Source organism: Peredibacter sp. HCB2-198, assembly GCF_045999315.1.
Taxonomy (GTDB): Bacteria; Bdellovibrionota; Bacteriovoracia; order Bacteriovoracales; family Bacteriovoracaceae; genus Peredibacter.
Genome location: NZ_CP174607.1, coordinates 2,160,276 through 2,176,824, shown reverse-complemented (window position 1 = coordinate 2,176,824; position 16,549 = coordinate 2,160,276). Strand labels below are relative to the sequence as shown.

The 16,549-nt window shown below is 43.4% G+C and carries 20 protein-coding genes; 6 read left to right on the top strand and 14 right to left on the bottom strand.

Translation table 11 applies throughout. The features are described 5' to 3' along the window. Positions 1-7 precede the first annotated feature (7 nt). The 3 genes from ACJVC5_RS10755 to ACJVC5_RS10745 all read right to left on the bottom strand — a co-directional run bounded on the left by ACJVC5_RS10755 (position 8) and on the right by ACJVC5_RS10745 (position 2,486). The gene (locus ACJVC5_RS10755; protein WP_408095511.1) at positions 8-454 is read right to left on the bottom strand and encodes a hypothetical protein; all 447 of its coding nucleotides are present in this window, start codon (positions 452-454) and stop codon (positions 8-10) included. A gap of 81 nt (positions 455-535) precedes the next feature. Then, positions 536-2,110, bottom strand: a complete 1,575-nt coding sequence (locus ACJVC5_RS10750) for a diguanylate cyclase domain-containing protein (protein ID WP_408095510.1) — start codon at positions 2,108-2,110, stop codon at positions 536-538. After that, positions 2,103-2,486 carry a hypothetical protein gene (locus tag ACJVC5_RS10745; RefSeq protein WP_408095509.1) on the bottom strand — a complete coding sequence of 128 codons (384 nt, stop codon included), beginning with the start codon at positions 2,484-2,486 and terminating at the stop codon, positions 2,103-2,105. The genes ACJVC5_RS10750 and ACJVC5_RS10745 overlap by 8 nt, the downstream gene beginning before the upstream one ends. A 73-nt stretch (positions 2,487-2,559) precedes the next feature. Here ACJVC5_RS10745 and ACJVC5_RS10740 point away from each other — a divergent pair, with 73 nt between their 5' ends. The 3 genes from ACJVC5_RS10740 (at position 2,560) to ACJVC5_RS10730 (ending at position 3,761) form a co-directional block, all read left to right on the top strand. Continuing rightward, entirely contained in the window at positions 2,560-3,219 is a 660-nt protein-coding gene (locus ACJVC5_RS10740) for a glutathione S-transferase family protein (protein ID WP_408095508.1), read from the top strand. A gap of 76 nt (positions 3,220-3,295) precedes the next feature. Next, positions 3,296-3,433: a hypothetical protein gene (locus ACJVC5_RS10735; RefSeq protein WP_408095507.1), complete on the top strand. Its 138-nt coding sequence runs from the start codon at positions 3,296-3,298 to the stop codon at positions 3,431-3,433. A 142-nt stretch (positions 3,434-3,575) separates the two neighbouring features. After that, positions 3,576-3,761 (top strand): hypothetical protein, encoded by a 186-nt coding sequence (locus ACJVC5_RS10730; RefSeq protein ID WP_408095506.1) that lies wholly within the window; start codon positions 3,576-3,578, stop codon positions 3,759-3,761. Here ACJVC5_RS10730 and ACJVC5_RS10725 read toward each other — a convergent pair. The 4 genes from ACJVC5_RS10725 to ACJVC5_RS10710 all read right to left on the bottom strand — a co-directional run bounded on the left by ACJVC5_RS10725 (position 3,758) and on the right by ACJVC5_RS10710 (position 6,296). Beyond that, entirely contained in the window at positions 3,758-4,234 is a 477-nt protein-coding gene (locus ACJVC5_RS10725) for a chemotaxis protein CheX (RefSeq protein WP_408095505.1), read from the bottom strand. The genes ACJVC5_RS10730 and ACJVC5_RS10725 overlap by 4 nt on opposite strands. Before the next feature lie 121 nt (positions 4,235-4,355). Continuing rightward, the gene (locus tag ACJVC5_RS10720; RefSeq protein ID WP_408095504.1) at positions 4,356-5,228 is read right to left on the bottom strand and encodes a pirin family protein; all 873 of its coding nucleotides are present in this window, start codon (positions 5,226-5,228) and stop codon (positions 4,356-4,358) included. Continuing rightward, positions 5,218-5,598: an OsmC family protein gene (locus tag ACJVC5_RS10715; protein WP_408095503.1), complete on the bottom strand. Its 381-nt coding sequence runs from the start codon at positions 5,596-5,598 to the stop codon at positions 5,218-5,220. The genes ACJVC5_RS10720 and ACJVC5_RS10715 overlap by 11 nt, the downstream gene beginning before the upstream one ends. Next, positions 5,595-6,296, bottom strand: coding sequence for a pirin family protein (locus ACJVC5_RS10710; protein WP_408099234.1), 702 nt, complete (start codon positions 6,294-6,296; stop codon positions 5,595-5,597). Before ACJVC5_RS10710 ends, ACJVC5_RS10715 begins: the two co-directional genes overlap by 4 nt. 362 nt (positions 6,297-6,658) lie before the next feature. Here ACJVC5_RS10710 and ACJVC5_RS10705 point away from each other — a divergent pair, with 362 nt between their 5' ends. Then, positions 6,659-7,408 (top strand): polyphosphate kinase 2 family protein, encoded by a 750-nt coding sequence (locus ACJVC5_RS10705; protein WP_408095502.1) that lies wholly within the window; start codon positions 6,659-6,661, stop codon positions 7,406-7,408. Here ACJVC5_RS10705 and ACJVC5_RS10700 read toward each other — a convergent pair whose 3' ends face one another. Beyond that, positions 7,409-8,815: a protein adenylyltransferase SelO gene (locus tag ACJVC5_RS10700; RefSeq protein ID WP_408095501.1), complete on the bottom strand. Its 1,407-nt coding sequence runs from the start codon at positions 8,813-8,815 to the stop codon at positions 7,409-7,411. A gap of 91 nt (positions 8,816-8,906) precedes the next feature. On the opposite strand from ACJVC5_RS10700, the gene ACJVC5_RS10695 reads away from it, so the two are divergent. Then, positions 8,907-9,632 (top strand): ZIP family metal transporter, encoded by a 726-nt coding sequence (locus ACJVC5_RS10695; RefSeq protein ID WP_408095500.1) that lies wholly within the window; start codon positions 8,907-8,909, stop codon positions 9,630-9,632. On the opposite strand, the gene ACJVC5_RS10690 is transcribed toward ACJVC5_RS10695, so the two are convergent. Together ACJVC5_RS10690 and ACJVC5_RS10685 are read right to left on the bottom strand one after the other, a co-directional pair. Then, a complete protein-coding gene (locus tag ACJVC5_RS10690; RefSeq protein ID WP_408095499.1) occupies positions 9,613-12,081 on the bottom strand; it encodes an ATP-binding protein in 2,469 nt (822 codons plus the stop codon). The genes ACJVC5_RS10695 and ACJVC5_RS10690 overlap by 20 nt on opposite strands. Before the next feature lie 83 nt (positions 12,082-12,164). Next, entirely contained in the window at positions 12,165-12,590 is a 426-nt protein-coding gene (locus ACJVC5_RS10685; protein WP_408095498.1) for a thioredoxin domain-containing protein, read from the bottom strand. 150 nt (positions 12,591-12,740) lie between these two features. On the opposite strand from ACJVC5_RS10685, the gene ACJVC5_RS10680 reads away from it, so the two are divergent. After that, positions 12,741-13,439: a hypothetical protein gene (locus tag ACJVC5_RS10680; protein ID WP_408095497.1), complete on the top strand. Its 699-nt coding sequence runs from the start codon at positions 12,741-12,743 to the stop codon at positions 13,437-13,439. Positions 13,440-13,473: 34 nt separating this feature from the next. Here the strand turns inward: ACJVC5_RS10680 and ACJVC5_RS10675 are convergent, their stop codons facing one another. The 4 genes from ACJVC5_RS10675 to ACJVC5_RS10660 all read right to left on the bottom strand — a co-directional run bounded on the left by ACJVC5_RS10675 (position 13,474) and on the right by ACJVC5_RS10660 (position 16,535). After that, entirely contained in the window at positions 13,474-14,637 is a 1,164-nt protein-coding gene (locus ACJVC5_RS10675; RefSeq protein WP_408095496.1) for a hypothetical protein, read from the bottom strand. Then, positions 14,637-15,122, bottom strand: coding sequence for a hypothetical protein (locus ACJVC5_RS10670; RefSeq protein WP_408095495.1), 486 nt, complete (start codon positions 15,120-15,122; stop codon positions 14,637-14,639). The genes ACJVC5_RS10675 and ACJVC5_RS10670 overlap by 1 nt, the downstream gene beginning before the upstream one ends. Positions 15,123-15,167: 45 nt before the next feature. After that, complete coding sequence (locus ACJVC5_RS10665) at positions 15,168-15,806, bottom strand: hypothetical protein (protein ID WP_408095494.1); 639 nt, start codon at positions 15,804-15,806, stop codon at positions 15,168-15,170. A gap of 72 nt (positions 15,807-15,878) precedes the next feature. Then, positions 15,879-16,535 (bottom strand): tyrosine-protein phosphatase, encoded by a 657-nt coding sequence (locus tag ACJVC5_RS10660; protein ID WP_408095493.1) that lies wholly within the window; start codon positions 16,533-16,535, stop codon positions 15,879-15,881. Between the last annotated feature and the right edge of the window lie 14 nt (positions 16,536-16,549).

Here is a 16,549-nt window from a genome sequence, read left to right as displayed (position 1 = left end):
AAACTCCTTAGTGAAGCTGATTCTTTTTCATTCGAACCATATGTCGTCCCATTCTTCCAAAAAGCATTCCCGCAATATAAGAGGAAGAGAACATCGCGGCAGGATGCTCCCGCGCCTCTTCTTCTAAAAAACGGAGAAAATCTTTTTCATCCCCTGAATTTATTTTTTCGCGGGCCCCAACAAACCATCTATTTAATTCGGTAAACCAACCTGAAACAACTCGATCCGCTTCAGGCATTTGCTCTGATTCTTGAAATGAATCACATGCGGCCTGTAGGCCTTTACCTAATGCAGATAAATAAGGACCGATATCATTCCGATATTGATGAATAAGATCAACGAATGGAGCGAGACTTTTCTTCCCATACTCTCGAACTTGAGAAGTTGATTGCTGAGGCAAATCGGCCCCTTGAGAAACTTCATCACCACTAAATGCATTGTTATTGTTCGCCATAGTTCCTCCTTGTAATATTAGCCAAGGGAGAACTTTGCAATTAAAGGACCAAGAAATTTCCGACTGATGAAATGAGTATTTCTAGAGAGGATCAAGAGCAGTAGGTGACGCTCTCTTTAAGTCTTGAGTATCAATTTCTATCTTGTATTTGGAAATATCATGACCAAATCCGGCCTTATATCTCGCTTTAACTTCCGCGGCCTGTTTTTCGGCCCGCTGTAAAACGTCGACGAGATTCTCGTTCTCTTTCACGATCGTTCCACCCACCGAAATTGAGCCCCGATAAGTTGACTGCTCCTGGGCATAAGAGATGATTTGTTTTTTCTTTTGATCTTGAAATTTAGCGAAGTTCTTTTTCGCCAGGAGTTCCTCTTCTTCGGTCAAGGCGTTTCTTACGTTGTCTGGTAATTCGTCCCAAGACTTCGCCTTGTTAACACCTCTATACTTCTGAGTAAGATCTTTCACTTCTTCTCTGAAGATCTGTCTCACGCGTGGATTCTTGTCCACTTCATTGATCATACGTTGAGAAATATTTTTTATCACGGTCGGATTATTATTGTTCACAATGACGACAAGTTCATCACCGCCGTTTTTAAACACCATATCTCCAGGTCGAATACTTTTGCGGAGTGATTCGGCCACACTCTCCAGGTAGTCGTCCCCGCCTTTGGTTCCTGTCTTAAAGTAATTCACCTTACCTAAGTGGTTTACATCAACGAAAATCAAACTTCCACTGCCCGCCTTCGACTTAATCATCTCATCCATGATCGTTTTACCAATGGCCGAGTTGGCATCAATCGCCTGAGTTTTACCATCTACCGGAACGTCTTTGACGATCTTATGAAGCTTGCCGTCCTTCCCTGTGATCATCTGTTCAAACTGAAGGACTTTCTCTCCGGTCGGAAGTTCGGCCTCAATCAGGCGCGCATCTTTTAACTTTAAAAGCTCATTTCCACTCTTACTTTTTATGAGAGCATCCTGAGCTAGTTTTAATCGTTGGGCCAGATTGGTTTCACCTAAACCATTAATGGCCTTCGTTTCCGCCACAAAATTTTTCAGGGCCTTGGTGGTATTGATGGTCCACTTGGCCGCTTGAATGAATTTGGCGGCAGAAAAATACACCAGGAAGACTTCACTTACTCCGCGACAAACAATCTCACTTTGCTTTTTAAGTGGCAGACAAGGGAAACCTTTGATCTCTGCAATCAGAGAATCTTTTAGTTCCCCTGCAAATTTTTTAAAGGCCTTCCAATAATCAACTGCCTTGTCCCAAATACCACTTTGAGAACTGAGATTAATACTCGCGATCGTGGAGGCCATTTCCCCCGGACTTAACTCACCTGAAACAAGCTGGGTTATTTTTTCTTTTGCTTCTCCCCACACCCAGGCCGGTGCATCTACCAGAAGAAGTTTTAAAATATCAATGAAGCCTTCAACAACTCCCACAACCGCATTGCCACCACCTGTGAGACATCCCCAAGCAAGGTCAACAATCCCACCTTCATCTTTGTCTTTCTCAACACAGGCCTTTTCAACTGATTCAGTGGCAGTGGTTGCTAGAGACTGAACTTCTTGAAAGGGATAAAGCTCCGGACAGTTTGGCATCTGTGCAAAAGCGGAGAAAGAAAAAATAAAGAGGATTAAAAACTTAATCATGGGTCAAGACCCACTTTTTAAGCAGATCCGGAATGGTCTCAACTTCGCCACGATAAAGAATCGCGAGAACAGAATCCGGTCTTAAACACCAAACTTGATTCCATCCATTCACAGTCTGACTGCGACAGCCTTTTTCATCCAAGCTCTTTTCTTTCACAAAGTTTACAAACTTATTAGAGCGCGGAAACTTTTGAACCATAGCACTTGGAACTTCTTCTAACTTTTTAGTGGGATCGGCTTTTGCCCAGGTAAGGATCACGGGGTCGATGCTATTCATCTCAACCCATCCAGTAGGTGCTTTCGGATGCGGGCCCTCAGCGAATGAATTCACTGAGAGAAACACAAGCATGAGGAGGGTCAAGGTTTTATAAAACATTGTTAAACTTATCGGATCTCTCTTAATATTCCTTAAGCTTGACCAGACCTCATCGAAACCCCATCATATTAATATGATTACACTTCACCATCTCAATAACTCCCGTTCTCAACGTATTCTCTGGCTTCTGGAGGAACTTGGTCTTCCCTATGAGATTAAGCGCTATCAAAGAGATAAAGTGACAATGCTAGCACCACCGGAATTAAAGGCCATTCATCCTTTGGGAAAGTCTCCCGTCATTACTGACGGAGATTTGGTCCTGGCCGAGTCCGGAGCGATCATTGAGTATTTGGTGAATAAGTACGGCCACGATCGCTTGAGGCCCTCTAGTGAGAAAGAACAACTTCGTTATACCTATTGGCTTCACTATGCAGAAGGTTCGGCCATGCCTCTTCTCTTATTGGCCCTCATCTTCAATAAGATTGATAAGTCTGCCCCGTTCTTCATTAGGCCCATCGCTTCGAAGATCACAGGCACGGTCAGAAAAATGTTCATTAATCCTCAGCTGAAACTGCACTTTGATTTCATGGAAGGTGAACTTCAAAAGAACACTTGGTTTGCAGGTCATGAGTTCTCAGCGGCCGATATTCAAATGAGCTTTCCAGTTGAAGCGGCAGAATCTCGTGGCGGTCTTGAAGGACGACCTAAATTAAAAGAGTACTTAAATAAAATTCATTCCCGCCCCGCCTATAAGAGGGCCCTCGAGAAGGGCGGCGAGTACCATATTCTTTAGGTCAGACAGTCACTTTTTACCTCATCTGTCATTGAGCTCTGTATTGTGAGATAATAGTCACAACGGAGGTTCAATCATGAAATTCGTTATGATTGCTCTTATTTCTCTTCTTATGCTGGCCTCATGCGCGTCTCATCACGATCAGAGAACTCCAGCATCACAACAGACTTTGGATGAAGGCCCAACTGCCGAGTCTTACATCATGAACAGATAATTTTGTTCAAAGTTAAACGCTCTTGATTACTCGTCACTTTCATCTTCTCCTCGGTCGAGGCACTCTATAGTGGTCTAAGGAGACCACTATGGAGAGATGTGATAAATGCGGAAATGCCTACCACAAAGCCTTCCATGTTTTAATGAACGAAAGAAAATACACTTTCGATAGTTTCGAATGTGCCATCGCCATGCTCGCGCCTGTGTGTGATAGTTGTGGCACTCAGATTATTGGCCACGGTCTAGAAAATGGTGATCAGTTTTTTTGTTGTGCCGGGTGTGCCCGTCAACAAGGAATCACCCAGCTTAGAGATCATGCTGAACTTTAATTAGATAATGTAATTTCCACGAAGAAACTTCCGGCCGTACTAGTGAAAGGGATCACCACTGTTGGACCGTTCTTAGTGGTCCCTTGAAGAGTGTGACCTTTACCTGAAACAACCGTAGGAAGCGCGATTTTGATACCGTATCCTCTTTCATTCAAAGTAATCTTGGCCTGACCAAAAATCATGTTTGTGATTTCACCAGCACCATCAAGAATGTCTTGAGTTAATTGAGTGAACTCTTCACCCAACATGCTCGACATAACTTTTAAGAAAGTTTCTTCAGGGAAACTGATGACCACTGTGCCATTAAATGTTTCCGACACGATACCGATTACTCCGGATACGTCACCACTCAAGGTAGCGGGATTATCTTTCTTTAAATAAACTTTTCCAGGTGTGGCCTCAATATTTGCCTGCACCTTCAATACGTGTAGAGTCGCCGCTAAAAATGGATTTACGAAGTTAATATCGATCATGTGTATGTTCCCTGTTTGAGGAAGCATTATCGGATGAATTAAAGTTGAAATAAAGAACTGGTTGAAATAATTCTGACCGCCTTAAGATTTCCTTCAGTTAGCCGATAAGACTGAAACACTCCTAATCCTTCGGGAGAGGAATTTTTTCCGCATCTCCTGGGACCTGTGGAAAGCTTCCATCTTCCCAAGCTCTCTTCGCCTTCTCAATCTTCTCTTTGCTACTCGAAACAAAGTTCCAATAAATGTAACGTTCCTCAGGGAACGGTTCTCCACCAATCACTGCGATTAAGGCATCGGCCGAATGTTCGATGGCCAGATCACTACCGGTATTAAACACTACCATTTTATTTTCCGACGTTTTCTCTCCGTTAATCGTCGCAGTTCCCTTCACCACATAGATCGCAAGCTCATGGCCGTTAGATGGAATGTGAAGCATGCCTTCTTTGTTCGCACGAGCGATTAAAAAAATCATCGGACTGTGAGCAATGAGCGGCGAAGTTTGGCCCGCGTATGTTCCGGCCACCACATCAATCAAGGCCGCGCCTGTTTCAATCTTTGGAATGAGGTTTGAATCATAATGGAAAAAAGTTGGGTCCATGTCTTCAACTGACTTAGGAAGGGCCACCCAAAATTGGAGACCATGCAGAGAACGGTCCTTTGAACGGGCCGAAGCAGTTTCTCGCTCCGAGTGAGCGATTCCTTTACCGGCCGTCATCCAGTTCACTTCCCCAGGCAGAATCTCTTGTTCACTTCCTAGTGAATCGCGGTGATAAAGAGAACCTTCAAATAAATAAGTCAGAGTCGAAAGACCAATATGCGGATGAGGTCTGACATCAATATGATCATTTGGTGCATGCAAAAACACTGGTCCCATTTCATCTAAGAAGATAAAAGGACCCACCATTCTTTTCTTCGCCCAAGGTAGAATTCTTCGAACCGGTATTCCGATGTCTTTTACACGTGGTTCAATGGTCAAGTTGATATCATTTTTCATACGTCTCTACCTTAATGTTACTTTCCAATAAATTGTGAATTGGGCACTTATTTGCAATTTCTAATAAACGGGTGCGCTGCTCTGGGGTCGTTTGTTCGCCGAAAGAAATCGAACGTTCAATTACTGAACTCTCTTTGGTTTCTTTAACAATTTTTATATTAACCACCATATTTGTCAGGTCCCAATTTTTTCTACGGGCATACAACTCTAAAGTGAGAGTCGTGCAGGCGCCGAGGGCCGCCTCCACCAACTCGTGGGGATTAAGCCCTTCGTCTTCTCCGCCTGTTTCTTTAGAGACATCGGAGATAATACTGTGCTCACCATTAGTAAGCTGAACACTCATTTTCCCATATTGGTTTACGGTAATCACGCTGGTACCTCCATTAATAGAACCTCAGCATTTTTCGAAGCATTGATCTTCACATCTTCGAATTGGGCAAGACCAATTCCATCGCGGGCCTTGAAGGTCTGTCCTTCAATTTCCACTTCGCCACTTAGCACGAAGATATAAACACCGTTACCTTCTAATTGTCTTTCATAAGTCACACTGTTACCAGCGTCGATATCAGTTAAAGCAAAGAATGCGTCCTGGTTAATAATTACCGAACCATCTCGGCCATCTGGCGAAACCACATTCTGAATTTTATTTTTTCTGTCTTGAGCGCTGAAGGCCTTTTGGCCGTAACGAGGTTTTATTCCCATCTTCTTCGGAAGGACCCAAATCTGAAGGAACTTAACCGCATCAGTTGTAGAAGCATTCATCTCCGAGTGGAAAATACCTGTACCGGCCGACATGATTTGAACTTCACCTTTACGGATCACAGTCGAGTTACCTTCAGAGTCCTGGTGAGCAAGAGCGCCTTCAAGAGGAATCGAGATAATTTCCATGTCACGGTGAGGGTGACGTCCAAAACCTGCACCTGCGTCTACTGAGTCATCATTAATAACTCGTAGAGCACCGAAGCCCATACGTTGTGGATTATAATAATCAGCGAAGCTGAAAGTGTGTTTACTGTTAAGCCAACCGTGGTTAGCAATACCTCGTGTTTCTGATGCATGTACAATCATATGAACTCCTTTTTTATTGTGAATAACTTTTGAAGAGATAGGTAGGGCCAGTGCACTCATACCAAGGGACCCAAATAGAAATGTTCTTCTTTTCATAACCGTTCTCCTTGAAACCATTATCGTCGAATTGATTATAAAAAGAAATTATATAATTTTTAACATCTATATAAGTTTTAATTATATGTTTTAACTTGTCAGTTATGGCCTACCTCCTGGTAGCTGAACTTCAAGATCAGTGCCACACTGAGAAACCATATGCTTACCTATACTGCACAAAAGATAATGGAGGCCATCCCGAAAGAGCTGCTTTATGCTCGAGTAGATCTCGCTCTTTTGAAACCATTTTGCAAAGGCGCTGATGGATGTCGAAAGTAAAAATTGATTCGAAAGACCTTATTAAAAAATTACAACTCAAAATGCTGCGGATTCAGCAGTGTATCTGGCACAACAAAGAAAGAGTCATCATTGTCTTTGAAGGATTTGATGCCGCTGGAAAAGGTGGCTGCATTCGTCGAGTGACAGAGACTCTCGATCCTCGCGGCTATCGCGTCCATCCTATCGGGCCTCCAAATGAAGTTGAACAAGGAAAACATTATCTCTATCGTTTTTGGATCAATCTTCCTTCTAAAGGCATTATGGCGATCTTTGATCGCAGTTGGTATGGAAGAGTTTTAGTGGAACGGGTTGATGAACTTATCCCTAAAAAGCGTTGGAAAGAGGCCTATAACGAGATTAACAATTTTGAGAAGACCCTCACTGACGATGGCATTGAATTGATAAAAATTTTCCTTCGCATTTCTAAAGAAGAGCAATTGAAGCGCTTTGAAGAACGTTTAAATGATCCTTACAAGCACTGGAAGCTCACTGAGGCAGATATTCAGGCACGTAAAAAGTGGAATGATTATTCCAAGGCCGTAAAAGATATGCTGCTAGAAACCAGCACCACTGAGTCACCTTGGTATGTCATTGAGGCCGATGATAAAGAGGCCGCGCGCCTTGAGGTTCTCACGATCATCACTGATCGTTTAAAGGCAAAGGCCACCTGGTCGGAAAAACACGCCATGGATCTAGACACTAAAGAACTCAAGAAGGAACTTAGAAAACTCAAATAACTAGCTCGAACAAGAAACCTCAAAGTTCTTTTTACTTGGTGGAGTCGGTCCAGCATAACTCTCAAATTCCGGATGCTCATCGAATGGAGCATAGAGAACGTTTAACCACTCTTCTAGCTTCTTTGAACTCCCTGCTTCCACGTCTTCAATAATTTCCTGGGCAATATAATTTTTTAGCACGTATTTGGGATTGGTTTTCTTCATGCGCAGAGTACGCTCATCGTTTGAGAACTCTTCACGAGAAAGTCTTTCCTGATAGCGCTGGTTCCAGTCTTTCAACTCTTCTCTATTGCCGTAATAGTCCCAGATCTTTTGAAGATTTCCTTCAGCAAGGGTCCGGAAGAAAAAAGTGTAATCCACTGAAAGTTTATTTAGAGTATTGAGAAGTTCGATGAAGAGTTCAAAGTCCTTCTCTTCTTCTTTATAAAGTCCCAACTTCTCACGAGAAAGACGTTGATACTCCATCTCAAAAATCATCGGATATTCATTTAAAAGCTCTTGAAGCTTTTCTTTCGGCACTTCTTTTAAGAAGCACACTAAAAGGCGCTCAAGGTTCCACATTCCAATAGATGGCTGTTGATTATAAGCATAACGCCCATAATGATCAGAGTGATTACAGATATAATTTAGAATCGTGTCCTCCAGGAATCCAAAAGGACCGTAGTCAATCGTGAGTCCCAGGATCGACATGTTGTCGGTATTCATCACGCCATGACAGAAGCCCACATTTTGCCAATGGGCCATGAGTTTCGCGGTTCGAGTAATAATTTCTTTCAGCATCTCCTCAACCGAGTGACCTGGATAAAAAGTCGTGCGTGTGTAGTCAATAAGAGCTTTAAGTTCTTCGTCTTTTTCAAAATGAAAGCACATCTCAAAGTGGCCAAAACGAATGTTCGATGGAAACACGCGAGCGACAATCGCCGAGCGCTCAACCGTTTCGCGGTAGACAGGATCATCACCTGTAATGAGCGCAAGAACTCTGGTGGTAGGAATACCAAGTCCATTCATGGCCTCAGAACATAGATACTCACGAACCGAAGACCGGATAACGGCCTTACCATCTCCCCGTCTAGAAAACGGAGTGAGACCTGATCCCTTGGTTTGAATTTCTTGTCGGCCAATGTTAGGTGTTTGAATTTCGCCTAATGAGATGGCCCTTCCGTCTCCTAATTGGCCGGCCCACACTCCAAACTGGTGGCCCGCATAGCGAGTGGAAATGCGTTGCTCACCCGGAAGTGTTTTCTCTCCATTTAACCAGGCCGTGAGCTCTTCATTAGTTAGCCCCAAATCCAAGTCTTCTGCTAGCTTTGAAACATGCATAAGTTTTGGATGAGAGATCGGAGTCGGACGAACGTCTTCATAAAGGAAAGCAGGTAAGTTTCTGAAAGTATTATCAAATTTAGGCATAAGGCCACTATAGCCTCCCTCTATCGAACTATCAATACTAGTGATTGGAGCTAAAACTCACTTTCCTCGATAATAATCACAGGAGAAGTGTATGAGCATTTTACTTTTGGCATTTATTGGAGGGATTGTATCAGCTGTCAGCACCAGCGTGGGTTCACTCCTTGCTCCCCTATTTTCAAAGTTTGAGACGCTTCGGAAGTACCACATGAGTATGGACTTCGCTTTAGGTGTCATGCTTTCGGCCGTTGCCTTTTCCCTGGTGGGTCCAGAACTGATGAAAGGTCATCATTTAAAACTCATCTTCTCGGGTCTAGTGTCCGGAGGACTTTTTATTCTTTTCACTCATAAACTGATTTCTTATTTCAATCGTGATGAAAAATATAATTCCTACAAGACTCTTCTGGTCGCGGCCTTGATCTTTCATAATCTTCCAGAAGGCATGGGTGCCGGAGCGTCTTTAGCAGGAATGAATCTCAATGAGGCCATTCCCCTGCAAATGGCGATCTCAATTCAAAACGTAGCAGAAGGTCTTCTCTTAACGATGTTGCTACAAGGTCTAGGCCTATCCCTCTTTTGGTCAGTTCTGGGTGGAATCATTTCCGGATTGATTGAAATGAGTGGGGCCGTGTTTGCTGGATTTCTTTTGCAAGATACTGTGACTCTTCTTCCGTTTTTACTTGCCCTGGCCGGTGGAGCGATGATGATGTCCGTACTATTAGAAGTGCATGAATCAATTAGTTTGGGAAAACATTTAAAAGCGAAGGACTTTTTGGGTGGAATGCTGGTGATCCCACTGACTAATTTTCTGATGGGATAAGATCGTGCTGAAGGTATGGCATAAAGATAGTTGAATGACAGACTCGAGGTAAATCCACAAAGAAAGTGGCACCTTGATTCACTTCACTTTCAACCCAAATACTTCCACCGTGAGCTTCAACGATTTGCTGACAAATAAAGAGACCCAGACCAAGACCACTCACTTCACGAGCAATAAGACCTCGCTCATAACGTTGGAAGATTTTTTCCTGATCAGACTTTGCGATACCAAGACCCTGGTCCTTGACCGAGATACGAACGCTCTCCTCATAGTTCTTGACCTTGATGGTAATGGGCTTACCTTGGCCGTAGCGAATGGCATTGGTAATAATATTGGTCAGCACCTGATCAATCCGAAGAGGATCCCACTCACCTCGGGCCTCAGAAACATTCTCAACAATTGGCTCACCTGAACCAGAGACTCTGAACTGCTCTTTAGTGCGATTAAGAATATCTTTCAGCATTTCACTTAAATCACAGTCCTCTTTTTTAAGCGTGAGCTTACCGGTTCTGATACGTGAAATATCCAACATGTCATCTACCAGACGAGTCAGGCGATCAATCTGACGTGAGTTTCTTTGCAGGAGAAGATTGATCTTTTCCGGAGAATAAATAGAAAGATCTCCTTTAAGAACTCCGCGCTGATACAACTCAATTTGAAGTTTTAAAGAAGTAAGCGGTGTTTTTAATTCATGGGAGGCGATGGCCATAAATTCATCACGCACAGAAAGTGCATGAAGAAGATTTGCCTCGGTCACACGAAGCTTCTGCTCCGTCATCTTTTGATCGGTGATATCAATATTAATACCAATGAACTTCACCCCTCTGCCCTGGCTGTCTCTCATCATACGGCCACGGGCCAGAAGCCAACGAACATCATGGAGCTTTGTCACAATTCTGAATTGAAGATTAAGCTCACTTTCACCAATGAGAACACGAACAATGTTCTCATGAAAGTTCTGAACATCTTCAGCATGAATACGCTCCATCCACGATTCAAATGTCCCACCGAACTCCCCTGAGTTCAATCCATAGATACACTCGAGTTCTGAGGTCCAAAGAATTTTATTCGTCGTCATGTCCCATTCAAAAGCGCCAATCCGACCGGCTTCTTGAGCGAAAGCAAGACGTGCCTCATTTTCTTTTAATAGATCTTGTGTGCGATGATGCTCCGTCAGATCCTGATAACTAATGGCCACACCAAAAATTTCTTCTGTGATCGGATGTTTCACCGGATAGTAACTGACAAGTCCCGAGAGATTTTTTCCTGTATTGTTGCCATTACCTTGATAAGGAATGTTCATGAGAGACTGGCCGGTCTCAAAGACCCTGTTCACCATCACTTCCACCACATCAGAGATATAGGGAATCATCTCACGCAGGGTACGTCCTAAATGCCAGTCAGCGGGCTGACCGTTGATTTGTGCGAAGGCCGCGTTGACTCTGATATAACGATATTGTTTATCGATAAGAGCAAAACCGATTGGGGATTTTTGAATCGCCTGATCGAGAATCGCCAGGGCCTCTTCCGCCACTTTCTTATGCTCAAGACTGATGAAGTACTCAAGCTCTTTTTCCTGGGCCATCTCCTGTGCCTCAACCACTGTGGCCATGAAATAACCACCAATGGCCGTCCCAAAAGTCAGACATTGAATCCAGAAGAGATCAATTCCTGGAGCATCCGGAGTTGTCACCCAATGAGTAGAACGCCAAACCACCATGAAACCCATCGTGATGGTGGTTAATCCCACACCTCGGAAGCCAAATCGAAGAGCGGCCCAACAAGCAAGAGGAACCACAAGAAAGCGTTTTGTTTCTTGTCCTTCGAAGGCCCAGTAACAAATAAAACCTAAGCTGACATATAAAATGAGGGCCTCAAGGTAATTGGTCTTTCTTTCTCTTCGAGTAACGAAGGTCAGAAGGAACGGCGTAAAAATCAAAATTCCCAGAGAGTTTCCAACGAACAGGTTGAACCACATAAAAGGAACTTGTTTTGTACCAAACACTCCCCCCATAAACATGAATGTGGTGCTCATCGTACTCGAAACGAATGGGGCCAGGAAAACCGCGATACAAATAAATTGAAAAATATCTTTTGGGTCTTTAAATCGAAACTTTCCTTTTCCGATTGAGTGAAGGAGCAAGGTCGCAATTAATGTTTCAGACAGACATGAGGCCGAAACACCGATGACCGTTATAGGAGCTGAAAAGTTCTGAAAAGAAGTGATCAGAATACCAGTCAGGAGACCCGGTAAAACTTGATAAGTGCCAAAGGTCAACACTGCCGCCAGAGCAAGTCCGCTGGGCGGCCAAAGCGATGAAATCTCAGAGTTATGAGTGGATAATAACAACCCAATCTTTCCTGAAAGGACATGCAAAATGGCGATCATCACATTTAGTGCGATCTTGCGTTCCCAGGAAAGTTTGAACCGATTTTTATCTACGTACATGAACCGGGTAAGTAACAAAATATTGGACCCGGAGCAATCTTGTTAAGAAATCTTTAGTATTTGATCGAGTAAGAAATACACGCCTATATAGAATGTAACAGGCTTTGGACCCCGGAAGCGTTCATAGCTCCAGCTTGTCTTTTGATTTCCTTCCCATCTTTAAAAATGATGGTGCAAGGGATGCCTCGAATACCAAGGGAACCGGAAAGTCCCACCTCCGCTTCGGTATTGATTTTCACAAAGACCGCATCTGTATTTGAAAGTGAGGCCTTCTCAAATTCAGGCCCATACATCTGACAAGGCCCACACCAGCTGGCCCAAAAATCAGCGATCACTGGCTTATCACTTACACGAAGGAGTTTTTGAAACTCATCCGTTGTCACATCCATCACGAGGCCATGAAAAGGAATGGGAGTTTTACATTTTCCGCAAACTGCGTCCTTTGCCTTGTCGGTTTGAATACGATTGGCCGCATGGCAGTTCTTACAAATAGCAAATGTGTGACTCATGTTTTTCCCTTAACGCTTAATACACTACCCATCCTCTATTATATGCACCAAATTTCCCACGGCCAGATGTGAAGCATTCAATAACTGCCATAATTTGTGGCCTTCCACTTGCTTCTAAATAAGGAGTCTAACTTTGAACCAGGAGGTCATATGAAAAAACTCGTTATTCCCTTCATGGCCGCATCGTTATTGATAGTAACGTCATGCAGTCACCAGAAGCCTCAAGGGAAAGAAATCACCAGCTCAGGTTACACGACGAAAGTGACCAATGAGAGTGTCGCGGCAGTAATAAAGGATTGGCCCTTGGCCTCTAAATCCGCCACTAACAGTATGATCAATAAATACGGGCTACCTAGTATTGTCTCAGCAGATCAGCTCATCTGGTACAATACGGCCCCTTTTAAGCGCACCGTGGTTTACAAGGAAGAGTGGAAGCATCACTTTCCTTATGAACACTCGGACGTGCTTGTTCAAACAGTGGACTATCGAGTTCCTCGAGACAAACTTGATGAAATTTCACAACTTGATGGTTCATTACTTGTCGATCGTACCAAAGGTGAATTGGCCGCACGAAGTGATAAGGAAGAAATGAACTTCTTAGCACTTAATCTTGCGGACAAAGTTATCCGCGGTGACATGAGTGTTTCCAAGGCGAAAAGCACTTACGAAAAGTCTGCACTCGCCTTTTCGGCCGGAACATCAAATCAGTATCTGACCGGACTAAATTTCCGAGTAGAAGGAAATACCGCAGATCCTGGTTTAGGTGCTAAGGGGCAAGCGGGTTCTCTTGAAGCTCAAGAAGAGGCCCAAGATGCTGCAAAGAAAGTAGAAGAAATTCAAAGTAATTAATTTAAGTGGGCCGCAACCATCCTGTGGCCCATTTTTAGAACTTAAGTGATGTAATTGGACAAACAAACTCTTCCAGATTTTTTCCAAAATCCGCTTCAAATTCTTCTCGAGGAAGTTCCGCAATCTGATTGAAACGAGACTTTTTAATTTCTGCCACCAGATCATAAGGAAGATCTGCTTCAAGAGAATCAATGCCACGAGGAAGCTGACTCATCATCCCTCTGAAAGCGCGAGCATAACCAAAGGCCTGGTCCTGACGTTTAAATCCTTCATAGAAGGCCGCAACGACTTCACCTTTCTCGGCCATTGAGAGTTGATTTGAAGCACCTAGTGTCTCTCCCCAAGTATCCATGAATGGACCTACTGGGATGAGGAACTTGTATGAGCGTCTAAGACACTTGGCCTGCCTCATCGACATGTGTCGGTGATTTTCAACTGATAGGAAGCGTTTATTCACTTGGCCCGCGTATGCGAGAATCGGTGAATAGTTTTCATTCGGGATGTGTCCGAGTTTGTAAATTCTTTTTCTGAACGGATCGTCTTCCGGCATTTCCCACTGATCAATTACACGATCAAGGTCACCAAAGTTGTGGGCCATCAGTGCAGTTGAACGAAGAAAGTTCACGTGATCGCGTTTTTCACGAAGCTCAATCAGAAGTTTTTCTTCTTTTTCAATTTCCGCGAGAATCACATTCGCCACTTCTTCCGCGAGTTCGGCCTTTTTGTGTTTTACAAGAGCACAATAAGCGCCAATCGCCACACTTAACCAAGTTCCTTCGTGAGTGCTCATCACCTGGCCATTGCCAGGATTGTAGGCCTTACGATTTGTTACTTGTTCGTAGTCCCAGTTCCACGATTCAATCGTGATACGGGCCATGCGATCAATATGTCCGAGAATTTCTTTATGCTTCCAAAGACCTTCACGAATTTGGTTGTCCACGTTGGTTGGAACAAATGTTCCGGCCGTGGTCCAGTGTGCGGCCATACAAACATAGAAGTATTCAGTGAGGTTGATATACTTAAGAGAGTTTAGGTTCTTTTTATAGAAAGCAAGCTTCGCGAGGTAAGCGCGGTTCTTCCCTTCAAGATTTAACTCACCTTTAAAAAGGAAAGGAGCTGTCACCTCAATATCTTTAAGTAGAAGATTGGGAGCAATGCCGTTAAGTTCTAAATCAGAGCGCAGGACTTTCTTCGCCATTAGGACCTTTTCGTAAACTCAGCTTCAATGGCATCGTCTTTATTATTGATGGTCGTGTGTGGACGTGGCTCTTCCTGATAAGTTCTAGGTCCGCCCATATTGCCCATGTTGTAGGTACGGAAAACAAAACGTTTTCTGCCACCACCAAGGCCCGCCTTCTCTAATGTTTCACCACCAAGGGCCACGATCCAGCTGATCGTTACAAGGATCGGGTTAGTGTGAAAGTAAGCCACTGTCGCTAAACTTGCCACCAGAATTCTTGGACAGAAGAAGAAACCTAACCACCAAAAGAATCCACCAAAAGCAACTGATGAAAATAAAAGTGTTAGTCGCGGGAAAAAGGTAATAAAGATCAAAAAGAACACGCCGTGCTTTTGGAAGAAGTCGACTGTTCCGAACGGAGTTTTAAAAATATCCACCATCATAGAAGTCGCAACTAATAGGATGAAGAAGATAGCTATACCCTTAAAAAGAATCGTTTTCATGGGGCCGATTTTACTCTAAGAGAAACAGATGGGCCAAGGTTCTTTTTACTGAAATTCCAATAACCTAGAGAGTGCTTTTCGAGCAAAATAACTGGTTCCCGTGTCTGGATTCCACGGCTCAACTTTAGAGAGTTTTATGACAACTTTCTTTGATCGACAAAAATTTTTGATGAGCCTTAAGCCTTCTGACATCAATAAGATAGAAGAATACTCATCAACCTTTGAATATATGCCCTTTTCATGTTTTTGCTGATTAAAGAGGACATACTGAATAGCATTTTTGGTTGCTTGAATCGTCTTAAGCACATGAAGGTGATACCTCTCAACTTGAATTCTTCCCTTACTTAAACCTTTGGAGAAAGTCACTGTTAATGACCTCATTCCTGATGTGAGTATTTCATTGTTTGCCGCTTCAACAATGAGATGAATATGATTGGATTGCATTGAAAAGTGCAAAATTCTTAGCCCCTGCCTTCTCGAATTGAGAATTGCCCTTTTCAAGATTTGAAGCGCATCCTTATTCCTGATGTAAGTCCGAAATTTGAAATTGATATGAAGTGGAGTTCGGGAAATTACTTTTTCACGTTCGCGATGGGCAACACCTCTTGAATGAAGACGCTTTCGCCCTGATCCGGGACGTCTTCCACCATGAGAACCACGATAAATGTTGAGCTTTAATTGCATATGCTTCCTTTTGAAAAGGGCATATGTAAAACGGAGAAGTGCTATATGGAGAGATCAAAGTTCAATAAGGTGCTATTTGTTTCGACACTGAAGTTTAGTGGGATAAACAACAAGCCCCTGACAGCTTCGCTTCGGAATGTGTCCTAATTTCCATTCTCTATTTTCAATTTTTTGGGCAAGGGTAATGAACAACGGAGTCAGTTCTTTTTGAATGGCACTGGTAACAAGTAGTGGTTTGCGACCATTACCATCTGAGTATCCGCGAGCACACATCTCATGTTGAAACGCGACTTTTCCGGGAATGCGCTCTTCCAGCATAAGGTAAAGTCCTGCCAGCATTCCAGTTCGGTCTTCACCGGCGGTACAGTGAAAGAAGACCCTTCCGCCGCGTGATTTAATTCTGTGAATAAGATTCAACGCTGTCACAGTCTGCTCACAAGCAAGTTCCATGGACTCATATTCTTTCCACCGGAAAGGAATATGATGAGCATTGATTCTAAGATTGTTCAGGGCCAGGATCTCTTTTTGAACTTCGCCTTTTACTTCATTCTTATAAATGATGACGTCCGAAATCCCAAAGTGGGCCAGTTCTTCAACTGCCGATTTTGGTTCCTTCCCACGAAAAACGTGGCCATGACGATCAACCTGAAATGAGTTCGGGATCGTTAGACCTTCCAAGGCAAAAGCATTGGCACTTAAGATAAGTAGAGAGAGGAGCAAGGTTTTCATGCTCCCTATTTAAA

Excerpts from the sequence above, each read along its gene's own strand:
- ACJVC5_RS10745 (WP_408095509.1), bottom strand. The coding sequence starts at position 2,486 with ATGTTTTATAAAACCTTGACCCTCCTCATGCTTGTGTTTCTCTCAGTG.
- ACJVC5_RS10695 (WP_408095500.1), top strand. The coding sequence starts at position 8,907 with ATGAGCATTTTACTTTTGGCATTTATTGGAGGGATTGTATCAGCTGTC.
- ACJVC5_RS10730 (WP_408095506.1), top strand. The coding sequence starts at position 3,576 with ATGAACGAAAGAAAATACACTTTCGATAGTTTCGAATGTGCCATCGCC.
- ACJVC5_RS10665 (WP_408095494.1), bottom strand. The coding sequence starts at position 15,806 with ATGCAATTAAAGCTCAACATTTATCGTGGTTCTCATGGTGGAAGACGT.
- ACJVC5_RS10675 (WP_408095496.1), bottom strand. The coding sequence starts at position 14,637 with ATGGCGAAGAAAGTCCTGCGCTCTGATTTAGAACTTAACGGCATTGCT.
- ACJVC5_RS10755 (WP_408095511.1), bottom strand. The coding sequence starts at position 454 with ATGGCGAACAATAACAATGCATTTAGTGGTGATGAAGTTTCTCAAGGG.
- ACJVC5_RS10680 (WP_408095497.1), top strand. The coding sequence starts at position 12,741 with ATGAAAAAACTCGTTATTCCCTTCATGGCCGCATCGTTATTGATAGTA.
- ACJVC5_RS10740 (WP_408095508.1), top strand. The coding sequence starts at position 2,560 with ATGATTACACTTCACCATCTCAATAACTCCCGTTCTCAACGTATTCTC.
- ACJVC5_RS10710 (WP_408099234.1), bottom strand. The coding sequence starts at position 6,296 with ATGATTGTACATGCATCAGAAACACGAGGTATTGCTAACCACGGTTGG.
- ACJVC5_RS10690 (WP_408095499.1), bottom strand. The coding sequence starts at position 12,081 with ATGTACGTAGATAAAAATCGGTTCAAACTTTCCTGGGAACGCAAGATC.
- ACJVC5_RS10705 (WP_408095502.1), top strand. The coding sequence starts at position 6,659 with ATGTCGAAAGTAAAAATTGATTCGAAAGACCTTATTAAAAAATTACAA.
- ACJVC5_RS10720 (WP_408095504.1), bottom strand. The coding sequence starts at position 5,228 with ATGAAAAATGATATCAACTTGACCATTGAACCACGTGTAAAAGACATC.
- ACJVC5_RS10750 (WP_408095510.1), bottom strand. The coding sequence starts at position 2,110 with ATGATTAAGTTTTTAATCCTCTTTATTTTTTCTTTCTCCGCTTTTGCA.
- ACJVC5_RS10725 (WP_408095505.1), bottom strand. The coding sequence starts at position 4,234 with ATGATCGATATTAACTTCGTAAATCCATTTTTAGCGGCGACTCTACAC.
- ACJVC5_RS10735 (WP_408095507.1), top strand. The coding sequence starts at position 3,296 with ATGAAATTCGTTATGATTGCTCTTATTTCTCTTCTTATGCTGGCCTCA.
- ACJVC5_RS10685 (WP_408095498.1), bottom strand. The coding sequence starts at position 12,590 with ATGAGTCACACATTTGCTATTTGTAAGAACTGCCATGCGGCCAATCGT.
- ACJVC5_RS10670 (WP_408095495.1), bottom strand. The coding sequence starts at position 15,122 with ATGAAAACGATTCTTTTTAAGGGTATAGCTATCTTCTTCATCCTATTA.
- ACJVC5_RS10660 (WP_408095493.1), bottom strand. The coding sequence starts at position 16,535 with ATGAAAACCTTGCTCCTCTCTCTACTTATCTTAAGTGCCAATGCTTTT.
- ACJVC5_RS10700 (WP_408095501.1), bottom strand. The coding sequence starts at position 8,815 with ATGCCTAAATTTGATAATACTTTCAGAAACTTACCTGCTTTCCTTTAT.